An 11294-nucleotide genomic window follows, 5' to 3' on the forward strand; every position below is an offset into this window, starting at 1 on the left:
GCGGTGGCGGGCCAGCGGGCGAGCACGCGGGTCTGCTCAGCGGCGGTCAGGTTGAGGATCGAACCGTGCCGCTTCTTGGTGCCACCCATGGCGTACGAGCCGGACGCCGGCAGCCGGAAGGCGCTCGGGCTCGACGGGTTGGTGGTCAGGACGGGCAGGTAGCCGCGCCCGGTGGCGTACTGGTCAAGGTAGAGAACCCACTCGTTGCGGGAGTTGAACTTCATCCACATCGGGCCCTCGACCTGGGCCCCGGTCAGCCCGATACCGGACAGGTTCCCGAGGGTCGTCCAGGTGCCGAGCAGGGAGTTGCTGCCCTCGATGGTGATCTGGTCGTCCCGGGAGGCCCGGACGTAGCGGTAGGCGCCGACGCCGGTCGGCACCTCGACGATCTGGGTGTCGATGATCTCCTGGCTGCCGGGCCGGCTGAGGTAGACCTGCGGCGTGGTGATGCTGCGGAAGTCCGCCGTGCGCGAGTAGTAGATGCGGTGCTTGGCCGCCCCGTTGAGCGGCACGTTCGTCGCCCAGTAGAGGACGTAGTCGCCGGTGGCCGGGTTCCAGATCGCCTCCGGAGCCCAGGCGTTGCGTCCGTCCGGGATCGGGCCGGCGACGTTCAGCAGCCACGGCGCCGACCAGTTGACCAGGTCGATGGACTCCCACACGACCAAGTTGCGGCTGCCGTTGTTGATCGCGGTCGACCAGTCCTGCCCGCAGCCGATGCACAGGTCCGTGGCGATGATCCAGTAGCGGTCACCAGCGGGCGAGCGGACCAGGGCGGGGTCGCGGACGCCACGGGTGCCGACTGTGGAACGCAGCACGAGCCCGCCGTTGTTGAGGTCGGTCCAGCGTAGGCCGTCGGTGCTGTGGGCCAGGTAGATCTGCTGGTTGGTCGACGACTCGCCGGTGAAGTGCGCCATCAGGTAGCCGACGGTCGGATCCAGCGCGGCTGCCTCCTTCGGCGTCGCCGCCGACCAGGTGGTGAACAGCAGGCACGCGGTGACCGCCACCGCGCAGAGCCGGGCAAGGACTCTCGACATGGGTCTCTCTCCTTCGCGGAGCGGCATACGAGTCAGCTGGAGGACCGCGGAAACGGCTGCGAACTCCATCCGGTCGACGGGACGTGTCGTCGATCATGAGTGTTAGCGTTAACAACAACGAGGCGTGCATGCCCTGCGGTTCCGAGGCTTTGGGCGGTCGATGACGTCCGGCATGGGCAACGCTGGCAGCCACCCGGATTGCCGACGCCACGTCCAACTTCGTTACGTTCGTGTTGCGGACAAGTGTTAGCGGTCGCATCCATGGTGTCAAGGCATCGAAGATGTTCGCTTTTCATTGGTTCACGATGGGTGGTCAGGCGCACCTTCACAGCAGAGCCTCGAGCGACGGCTATGTCCGCGAGGTCATGTGCTCGACCTCATCCGGCTCCCAACAGGGCCAGCATGTCGCCAGCGTGCAGCGCGGTCCATGGGTTGTCGGGTGTGCCGGTGACCGTCACCACCGTTGACCCTGGAGCGACCGGGGCCGTCGAGCCGAGGCGGGGAATCAGCCGGTCGAGGGCCCTCGTGTCGACGACGCCGGCCAGGACTGTGCGGTCAGTCAGGTCTGGTGGAATCCGGATCTCGCCAGTCTTCGCCGACACCGCCGCGCGGATCGCCACCAGGTCCGCCGACACCTCGGTGTAGGTGTGGTCGGCGTGGCCGACCAGGATCCGGTCGGCGCGCCCGACCGCGTGCCAGGCGACCAGATCGAGGAGGGTGGCACGGTGGCCGCCGAGGAAGTGCTCCCACTGGTCGGCGGCTGCCCGGGCAAGCTGGTCGCCGTGCCGCCCCACGCTGTGACCGTAGCCGCGGCCGGTGAGGGTCAGGTCGGTCCAGAGCAGCCGCCGGGTGCGCAGGTCCACGACCATCGGTAGCAGCATGCGGGCGTTGCCTCGAAGGTCGAACCGCTGCGCCACCCGAGCCCCGTCGAACTGCTCCCCGTCCTTGAGGGGCAGCATGACGCCGGCGATCGCCTCGGTGAGGGCCTCGAACGGCACGGCGTTGAAGCTGAGAAGGGTCGGCGCGGCGTAATGAACGCCCTGCTCGACCAGACGAGCCAGATGGAGATCGAGGTATTCGGTGGCCCCGAGTGGAGCCGGGGCGGAGGTGAGGTCGCCGGAGTGGATCGCGCCGTCACCGGCGAAACGCAGTTGCGTGAAGTCGCAGTGGCCGACCCGTTGCCAGTTCTGGTCGAAGAACGCGCAGGACAGGTCGAGATCGACCCGGATGGCGTCTGGTTGCTCCCAGTGAAGGAACAGCCGCAGCACCTCGGTGTCGGGCAGCGCCCGCACACTGCCGCGTGGCCACCCCGCCAACTGCGTCGAGGCGGCCCGCTCTCGCATCGGCGCGGGCACCTCGGCGAGGGCGACGTCGAGCACGGCCACGTCGAAGCGGTCGAGCCGGGCCGCGCGGCTGGTCAGCTCAACGTCGACCAGCTCGCGTACGTCAGTGATCGCTGTTGCTGGCACCGGCGGGCGCCGTTCCGGCTCGGTCCAGGTCGTCACGACGCCGCCTCGGGGAAAGAAGACTCGCCGGGGCATTCCGGGACCCGGCCGTCCACCAACGATGCCCAACGCCTCGACGGCATCGTCGTCGGCTGACACCTTCGCAACAGGAGGCGTCCGGACGCCTGACCGGAGCGCCTCCCGCAGGTAGGCCGGGCCTTCACCGCGCAAGCGCTGCGCGGCGGCGCGCAGGGCGTCACCCAGGCCGCCGGCGAGCGCCGACATGGCCGGCGTGGGCCGGGCATCGCGGGCTTGCGCTGCCGCCCGGGCCCGTACGGTCGCCGCCAGCTGAGCCTCAGTCGCCGTTGTCGTCTCGTCGCGGCCGACCAACTGGGCTGCCGCCGAGGCGAGCACGCCCGGCGCCACCCGGGCTGCCGTCCGGCGCGTGGCCGCCTCGATCGCCGCCTGTGTCACCGGGTCTTCGCCAGCCGCTCGCAGCAGGTGGTCGAGCCGGCGCCACAGCTCGCCCGGGCGTTCGGTGAGCAGGCGCGCGGCTTCGGCCACGTCGCCGACAGCCAGCGCTTCCTCCACCAGGGACGCGTGCGTCCGCACGCGGACAGACACGACGCCGTCGGGGTGCTCGGTGAGCAGGAGGCTCCGCGGCTCGCGGGCGCAGGCCGCCATCAGGACGGCGCCGAGCGCACTCGCGTGGGCCGCGCGGGTGCCTCGCAGCGCGGCGAACGCAACAGCGGCCCGCGGGTACGCGCCAACGTTCTCGTACGGGTGCAGCCGCTCGCCGAGGCGCTTCCACACGGTCGGGTGGCGCCGCAGATCCTCCGCCGCGACCGCGGCACCGAGTGCGTCCAGGTGCGAGAGGACCGCACGCCGCAGCGGCCTGGGCAGTGCCCGCACCCGGGTGACCGGCACGGTCACGGCCGGCTCGTGCCGCGGACGCCACATCTCTTCCGAAGGTGAGGGCTCGTCGTCCCGCCGTGGCAGGACCAGCCCCGGGTCCCCTCCGGAGTACGCCCACAGCGTCCGCGCCGCGTCCGTCGCCGTCGACCAGCGCTGCCCGGCGGCGGCGATCAGGTCGCGGTAGCCGGGGGTGAGCGCTGCGGCCTGCAGCGCCCATGCGATGACCAGCGCGAGAGTTTCCCGGGCGGGCACCACCTCGGGCAGCCAGTCGAGACGGCCCGGCGCGGTGGCATCAACGAGCACCTTCAGGTCGGCTCGGTCGGTCTCGCTCAGCCCGGCAGGCCGAGCGACGAGCTGATCCCTGATCTGGACCGCGGCATCGAGCGGGTCCGCCTCCAGCCCGGCGATGCGTACCGGGATGGGCGGCGCGTCGCGAACGACGCCCTCGTCCGCGTCGTCGGCCGGCGGGCGAGCCCGCCTCCGCGGGCGGCGGACCGGAGATGAGGGCTCGACGATGGCGAGGTACGTGTTGTCCGCCGACAGGCGGCGCCCGCAGACCGGGCAGCCCGTGACCTGATCCGGCGGAAAACAGGATGGGCAGACGGGGTGACCGCACGGGTCGAGTGGAGCGCCCCCGTTCTCGCGACCGCACAGCACGCACGGCGCCCCGGGCACGGCGAACAAGTGCGTGAGCAGCCGCCGCACGTAGACCGCTTCGACATCCCGCGGGGTGTCGGGAAACGAACGGTAGAGGGGAAGCATGAGACGGTCCGCACCGACCAGCTCGTCGATGGTCGCCAGCAGCCAGTCGGCCCACCGGACCCGTACCGCCGCAGGCAGCCTCGCCGCCGCGGTACGCAGATCGTCCCGCAGCAGCCAGCCACGATCGGCGAGGTCGGCCTCGAACGCGGCCACCCAGGCGCCGCCGTCCCCAGGAGCGGCGCCGTGGTTCAACACCGCGACCCGGACGGTGCGGCGCAACAGCACCACGGCCAGCGCATCCATGCTCGCGTCCTCCCAAGCGAAACGGTGGGCGGAGAGTCGCGACGCTAGTTGCCATCGAAGAGTGAGAAGGAAGCACCGCGGGGAGCCGCCCACCGCGGGGAGGATCCTACGTGGCACCCGGCCGGCAAGTCTTCCCAGTTTGCGTCCTCAGGCCGCGACAGTGCCGCCCGGCATTCGGGTCACCGCGCCGGCTCGGCCGGTAGCCGGTGCCGACGGATCAGCCGCTGCCCGATGAAGGTCCGCCAGACCCGGTCCGCGACGGTCGGTTCGACGATCCAGAGCCGACGCTGCGCCTCGGCGAGGGTGAGCGGCGCGCTGAAGAGATCCAGGAACAGCCGGCTGCTGCGGTTGAGCGCGAACACCTGACCGTCGACCCGGCGGAACAGGTGCCGGTCCGCCGGCAGGTCGCCCGGGACGCCCTCCTGCTCGTCGGACCGGATTCGCCGGTACGCCTCCCAGACCTGCTCGTCGTCGCGGTCCACGAAGGAGCCGTTGGCGAGGAACTCGGTCTGGTCGTCGGCGTCGTGCCGAACCCGGTCGTGGGCGAGGACGCCGCGCACCGCTGTGCCGTACCGGTCGTGGTAGAAGAACGTGTGGGGGGTGTCGGTGCTGCCCAGCCACGGACGGTGGTAGTGCCCGGGGTTCAGACCGGCCTTGGCCTGGGCGACCTCTGCCTGCGCCGCCTCGGTCACGGGCTCGTCGTACTTGAGCATCCGGACGATGTCCGAACCCTCCACCGGCCGCACGTTGGTGATGCCGAACCGGTCCGGCTCCTTCGCGACGATGGCGCCCGGGGTCAGCATGAAGTCGCCGAGCCCGCCGAGGGTCCACAGGTCCGCGTTGTCACGCAGAAAATTGACGCTGTCCAGCGCCTCTTCGCGGGTCTCCGTGGGGAAGCCGGTGAAGCCCATCATCTGCACGCCGATGTTGGCCTTGGTCATCGCCGTCATGGTGCGTCGTGCCTGTTCCGGCTTCGTGCCCTTGTCGATCAGGTCGAGGATGCGCTGGTTACCGGACTCGAAACCGACCGAGATGGCCACGCAGCCGCTGCGCCTCAGCAGCTCGCAGCGCTCGTCCGACCAGTACTTCTCCAGCCGGATCTCGGCGCCCCAACGGAAGTCCAGCCCTCGCTCGACGACTCGTTCGGCGAAGCGCAGGATGGTCGCGGGAGCGAGCACGTCGACGGAGAAGTAGATGAACTTGGCGAACTTCGACAGCTCGGTGACGTCCGCGACCATGGTGTCCACCGTGTCCTGCCGCCACGGGCTGGTGGGACCGTCGGTGTTCAGGCCGTAGTCGCAGAACGTGCACTTGTTCCAGTAGCAGCCTCGGGTCGGCGAGTAGTAGACGAACCGCTCCGGGCTGAGGTAGAGGTCCCAGGGCAGGCCGGAGAAGTCCGGCACCGGCACCTGCGCCAGGCGCTCGTAGCGCAGGGGCAGTTGACGCTGGCGGCCATACCTGGGGTGCAGTCGGACGTTGGGGTGCCCGGCCGGCAGCGTGCCGGTCTGCACCGCGTCCAGGATCTCCGTGTACGCGCTCTCCCCCTCCCCGACCACGATGGCGTCGAAGTCGGCCAGCACCTGGAAGACGTACTCGGGTTTGCTGGCGCACTTCCAGACGTCGGAGATTTCCGTGCCACCCGCGATGAGGAAGACGTCCGGGCACGCCTTGCGGACGAGTCGGGCGATCCAGAGCGCGAACGGCAGCTGCCACTGGTAGGTGGCGCTGATGCCGATCACCTGGTGCCCTCCGGCGGCGAGCCGTGGGATCAACACGTCCTCGTAGTAGGGCAGGAAGGGCCGGTTGAGCCGCGCGAGCAGCGCCTCGTCGGTCAGCGCGGCCACCGAACCGATCGAGATCATTGGCGGCGGGTGCAGCCGGAAGCCGGCGTGGAACTGCCCGGGGAACCCGACCGTGCCGAGTGCGTCCATCCAGGAGATCACGCCCTCGACGGCATCCTGGTAGTGCCGGTAGTCGTAGAACAGGGTCGGGTCCTGGAGCACCCCGATCGACCGGCGCAGCCGCTCCGGGTCGGGGTCAGGCAGGCCGAGCTGATTCGCCCGGGCCATCAGCGCGTCCGGGCCGTTGAGGTCGGCGATCGAGAGCCGGGACAGCTCCCGCTGCAGCCACTCGTACGCCGACGGGGTGTACGAGTGGTGGAACGCCTCGATGTTCGCGTCGATGATCTCGGCCGGCCGGTGCCCCTGTGCCCGGGCGTACGAATCGAGGTAGTTCAGGGAGTGGTATCCCGAGGTGGGATCGGTCAGCGGGGGGTAGATCAGTGCCGCCTTCACGGTGCCGCTCATCGACTCCTCCTCAGCCGACCCGGGCCGGTGAACCGGCCAGGGTGTCCTCGTGGGCGCGCGCGGCCACCGCAGGCAGGTGCGGGGTACCGAACGCCTTGACGTACGCGACCAGCGGTTCGGCGGCGTACCGGAACGACGCCAGGTCGACGAACCCCCGGTCCCACGCCGCCGCCTCCAGCCCGTCGACGGCACAGCCCCACAGCCTCGCGAAGCACGTGTCGACGACCTCGGTGCGGAAGTGCAGCCGACCACCCGGGCGGCGGTGCCCCGTCGTACGCGGAACGAGCGTCTCGTTCAGCGACGCGGCGGTCGCCGCGACCTGCCGGGCCGCGGCGAGCAACGCGGGGGTACGCAGGGGCGCCGCGACCATCCACAGCGACAGGCTGCGGTGTGGCGTGGTGCCGAACGCCCGCACCAGCACCCGCAGCACCGCCTCGCGCTCGTCGAGTCCCCGTTCCCGGTCGGTCAGCCAGTCCCACCCGGTCGGCGGCGCCGTCGTCAGCCCTCGCCGGCGGGCAACCTCGCGGGCGCGCTCCTCGACCATCGGGTCGGCGATGTCGACCTCCGCCAGCCCGGCCAGTACCCCCCGCCGGTGCCAGGCCGCCGACTCGGGGTGCAGCAGCATCAGCACCGCGGCGGCCTCCCGGTCGCTGACCCAGTGCCCGCCGACCGACTCTCCGACGAACCGCGACCGCCAGCTGTCGAGGAATCGGGTGTGCAGGTTGTCGATCGGCTGATCGTCGACGTGCGCCGGACACAGCTCGGGATCGTTGTCCGCCGCCATCGACAGCAGCAACCGCGCGTCGGCGCCCTTGGCGTCGCAGGGGTCCTGCCGGTGCCACGTCAGGAACCGGTCCACCACTCCCGCCGCCTCGGGTGGCGCGCTACGCTCCAGCGCCCGGTAGGACCGCCGCCGGAAGGGCAGCTCCTGGCCGATGTCCAGCAGCAGCACCGCCTCGGCGTCGCTGAGCACGCCGGCCGCGACGGCACGCCGCAGCGCGACCCGGATGTTCACCAGCGGGACGCTCAGGGCACGGTGGCCTTCCTCGGCGGGCCCGTGCACGACCGCCACCTCGTCGTCGCCCGTGACGATCCCGTCGCGGTAGAGCTGGAACACCTCGCCCACGCCACGCATCCCGAACGGCCACAGCTCGGCGGCGCGCAGCGCGCCCATGCTGGCGGCGCCGGCGACGGTCACGCCACGGTCGAGCAGGTCGAGGATCTCCCGGTGGCGGACCGGCGGGTGTTGCAGGAAGAACCCGTCGATGACGAGGACCCGGTCGCCGGGTGCGACGTCCAGGCGGAGCAGGTCGCCGTGCGCGACGGGCGGCAGCACCACCGCGTCGGGCAGCAGCCGGACGACCTCGTCGGCCGGCAGGCTCGGACCGATGAAGACGACGTCAGTCACGGGGCACTCCCGGTCGGGTACTCAGGGCCCGCTCGTCGAACATCCGCAGGCCGGGGGCGAACACCTTGCTCACCGGGATGCCGATGTCGTCGTGCGTCAGGTCGACGCTGAACGGCTCGACGCCGGTGACGCGCTGCACCCGCGACGCCAGCTCGCGCAGCACCTGGGTCACGTTCCCCACCGGTGGGGAATCCCGGCGGACCGGCCGGACGGGCCGATCGACGGTGGGCGGTGGCACCGGCGGCGCGCCGACGTCGTGGTACGCGGTGGCGTCGATGTCGTCCCGGGCTCCGGAGACCATGACCAGCCGCGACTGCGCCGCCTCCGACATGGCCCGGCCGACGGCGATCTCCGGGTCCACGTGGCAGCCGAAGCCGCCGAAGGTGACCGGGAGGTCCTCCGACCAGATCGAGGCGGCATAGCAGGGCACGCCGACCGCGTTGGTGATGTCGCAGACCTCCACCCAGCAACCGGCTCGCAGCAGCGCCTCGTGCACCGTGCGGGTCATCGCGTTGGTGGCGGTGCCCGGGTCGGCGTAGGTGCGCTCGGCCAACGGTGAGGTGCAGTACGGGGCGATGCAGTCTCGCTCGACGACCTCCAGCAGGGCGTGCAGGCTGGCCTCGGCGAAGGTGTTCCCGGTCGCCAGTCCGTTGCTGCTGGGGGTGAACAGGGCGCGGTCCCAGCCACGCCGGACGGTGAAGTCGAGCTCGATGGTGGCGCGGGGCACCAGGCAACGCGTACCGGTCACCAGCCCACGGCCGGCCACCCAGTCGAGCTCGACGGCGGGGGTCAGGGGTGACCGTTCCGCCAGGTGCAGCCACCGGACGTCGTACGGCAGGTCGAGCGCCTCCGCCGGGGACCGGACGACGGTCCCCGGCCGGAGGTTCTCGGCATGCCAGGACTCGATGCTCTCCATGACCGCGCTGACCCGGGCCTGCGTCGCGGTGGCGCCGGTGCCGACGCTCACCGCCATGGTGGCTCCGACCGGCCGGTAGGCGACGTGCACCGGCAGCCCGATCTCGTCGAGCCGGGTGATGTCGGCGACCCGGGTGATCCGGAACCGGTCGAGCATGCCACCGACCCGCTCCCAGGTCTGCTCCACGGTGGCCGTCCGGTAGGTGCCGGATCGGAACGCGATGGTCTCGGTCGTGTCAGTCATCGAGGCTCCCGGCGTGGGGTGGGGAACTCAGAGGATGAGGACGGCGATGATGTTGACGTTGTTGTCGGCGATCGGGGCCACGCCACCGGCGACCGTCTCCAGCTCGGCCTCGGTCAGCTCGTTGAGGTCGACCAGCGGCACCTCGGGCACGTGCAGCACGTGCAGGCCGGGCGTGCCGGCCCAGTCGGCGACGACCTGGTCCTTGGTGTAGAGCGTGGCGGGCTGGGCGCGGTCGACCTCGACCCGGGCGCCGGGGGCGACCGGCAGGCCGGCCGCCGTCGCGTAACCGGTCGGGTCGGCGAGCAGGCGCTGCAGTTCCTCGTCACTGCGCCATACCGCGGTGACCAGTTCCGAGTACTTGGTCACGAACCTCGCGCCATATTCCTGTTCGTCGTTGCTCATCGTTCGGTCCTTTCCTCGGGGGTCGCTGCAAGACGGGGGTGATCGCTGTGGCGAGAACGCTACGAAGATCGAGCTTCGACAATCAATGATTTCGTCTGAGTGCCATCAGAATCTGCCGCGCCGACCGGCGGGCGGCAGATTTCGGTGTCAGGTGCAGCAGCAGGGGCAGCAGCAGGCGCAGCTGGGATCCAGGCCGGCGACGACGCTGTCCAGCTCGTCCTCGGCCAGTTCCGCCTGGGCCACCGGCAACAGTGACGGCACGAAGAGCACGAAGGTGCCGGTGGTCCCCGCCTGCTGCCAGGACTCGACCTGCACCTCAAGGTCCGGATCGGTGTCGGCGACGTCCCGCACCACCCGGACCTGCACATCCTCCGACAGGTGAAGCCCGTAGCCGGCGAGGAACCCGCGTGGGTCCCGGTCGAGCGCCTGCTCCTTGACCGGGTCGGCCCAGACGTCGGCGACCAGCCGGCTGTACGCGGCCACGAAGACCGCTCGATCGACAGGTGTCACACCCTGCTCCCTTCGATGGTCGACCGCCGGTGGCGGCGACGGGCAGCGCGGGAGGTTCCGGGCCGCCGGTTTCGCTTCATCGTGGGTCACCGGTGGATCTGACCCGCCCAGAGAGCGGGAATTTCATCGAATGTGGCCGCGAAAAGGTCGCGCTGCGGCGAAAGCCGGGTAATTGGGAATCGGCGACTCGCGGCGGATGGCGATCCTAATGATTGTCACCACTGTGGACAAGTAGTAATTCCTCGCCTGTCACCCGCCCGGTGCGCACACCTACGCTGCGATCGGCGGACCGCACAGCGCGACAGCGGTTCGACGGGGTTGCCGTGTTCCGTCACCGAGTGCTGCCGGAGGCCACCGTGACCATCGACGAGGCGACGACGACGCCCGGCGGCCCGGGCGGGTACAGCGTGGAGGAACTCGCCCGAAAGGTGGGCATGTCGCCCCGCAACATCCGTGCCCACCAGGCCCGGCGACTGCTTCCCCCGCCGGTGCGGCGTGGTCGGGCGGCGCTCTACGACGACTCCCACGTCCGCCGGCTGGACGCGATCCTCGCCCTGCAACGACAGGGCTTCAATCTGGTGTCCATCGAGGCGATGCTCGGGGTCCGGGCCAGTGACGAGGCGCCCGACGGGTTGACCGCCATGCTGCAACGTCTGACCGCCGACCGTCCCGCGCTGGCCCACGCGCTGACCCGGCACGGCGTGATCGGCCGGACCACCGACGGCACCGTCCGCACCGTCCGGCCACGCCCGCTGCGCGCCGCCCTGGACCTGCATCGCGTACGGGTGGGCACGGTGCCGGCACTGCAGACTCTCAGCGAGGTGCTGGACAGCCTTCGTCCGGTGGCCGACGAGCTGGTCGCCGCCGTCACCGCCCGGCTGCTGGCCCTCGCTCCGGAGCTGGTACGCGGCGGCGCCCGGTCGTCCTGGGCCGATCTCGACCGGGAGACCCTGCTGCTGACCCAGGGTGTGGTCAACGTGCTCACCGAGGCGTTCCGGCTCGCCGTGGAGAACCAGTCGGAGGCGCACGTCGCCGAGCTGTTGGAGAACCACCTCGACGCGGACGTGTGCCTGGAGGACAGCACGGACATCGACAACGGCTGAAAGACCG

General features: G+C 70.9%; 8 protein-coding genes. 1 reads left to right on the forward strand and 7 read right to left on the reverse strand.

Annotation, left to right across the window (positions count from 1 at the left end; all coding sequences use genetic code 11):
• From KBX34_RS10995 to KBX34_RS11025, 7 genes are all read right to left on the reverse strand, one after another.
• A partial coding sequence (locus KBX34_RS10995; protein ID WP_210924800.1) for a glycoside hydrolase family 43 protein occupies positions 1-1034 on the reverse strand: 1034 nt, incomplete at its 3' end.
• Between the two features lie 377 nt (positions 1035-1411).
• Complete coding sequence (locus KBX34_RS11000; protein WP_210924802.1) at positions 1412-4399, reverse strand: MXAN_6230/SCO0854 family RING domain-containing protein; 2988 nt, start codon at positions 4397-4399, stop codon at positions 1412-1414.
• A gap of 179 nt (positions 4400-4578) precedes the next feature.
• Complete coding sequence (locus KBX34_RS11005) at positions 4579-6705, reverse strand: radical SAM protein (RefSeq protein ID WP_210924804.1); 2127 nt, start codon at positions 6703-6705, stop codon at positions 4579-4581.
• Between the two features lie 10 nt (positions 6706-6715).
• Positions 6716-8113 carry a TfuA-like protein gene (locus KBX34_RS11010; protein ID WP_210924806.1) on the reverse strand — a complete coding sequence of 466 codons (1398 nt, stop codon included), beginning with the start codon at positions 8111-8113 and terminating at the stop codon, positions 6716-6718.
• Positions 8106-9272, reverse strand: coding sequence for a YcaO-like family protein (locus tag KBX34_RS11015; RefSeq protein ID WP_088948967.1), 1167 nt, complete (start codon positions 9270-9272; stop codon positions 8106-8108). Before KBX34_RS11015 ends, KBX34_RS11010 begins: the two co-directional genes overlap by 8 nt.
• A gap of 27 nt (positions 9273-9299) precedes the next feature.
• Complete coding sequence (locus KBX34_RS11020; protein WP_088948968.1) at positions 9300-9674, reverse strand: class IIb bacteriocin, lactobin A/cerein 7B family; 375 nt, start codon at positions 9672-9674, stop codon at positions 9300-9302.
• Positions 9675-9821: 147 nt separating this feature from the next.
• Positions 9822-10184, reverse strand: coding sequence for a hypothetical protein (locus KBX34_RS11025; protein WP_088948969.1), 363 nt, complete (start codon positions 10182-10184; stop codon positions 9822-9824).
• Between the two features lie 323 nt (positions 10185-10507).
• On the opposite strand from KBX34_RS11025, the gene KBX34_RS11030 reads away from it, so the two are divergent.
• Positions 10508-11287: a MerR family transcriptional regulator gene (locus tag KBX34_RS11030; RefSeq protein WP_210924808.1), complete on the forward strand. Its 780-nt coding sequence runs from the start codon at positions 10508-10510 to the stop codon at positions 11285-11287.
• Positions 11288-11294 lie beyond the last annotated feature (7 nt).

The sequence above is a fragment of the Micromonospora sp. M61 genome, from assembly GCF_018070245.1.
In the GTDB taxonomy this organism is placed as follows: domain Bacteria; phylum Actinomycetota; class Actinomycetes; order Mycobacteriales; family Micromonosporaceae; genus Micromonospora; species Micromonospora zamorensis.

Bases quoted from the DNA above. Each gene is read 5' to 3' on its own strand.
- KBX34_RS11015 (WP_088948967.1), bottom strand. From the start codon at position 9,272: ATGACTGACACGACCGAGACCATCGCGTTCCGATCCGGCACCTACCGG.
- KBX34_RS11005 (WP_210924804.1), bottom strand. From the start codon at position 6,705: ATGAGCGGCACCGTGAAGGCGGCACTGATCTACCCCCCGCTGACCGAT.
- KBX34_RS11000 (WP_210924802.1), bottom strand. From the start codon at position 4,399: ATGGATGCGCTGGCCGTGGTGCTGTTGCGCCGCACCGTCCGGGTCGCG.
- KBX34_RS11020 (WP_088948968.1), bottom strand. From the start codon at position 9,674: ATGAGCAACGACGAACAGGAATATGGCGCGAGGTTCGTGACCAAGTAC.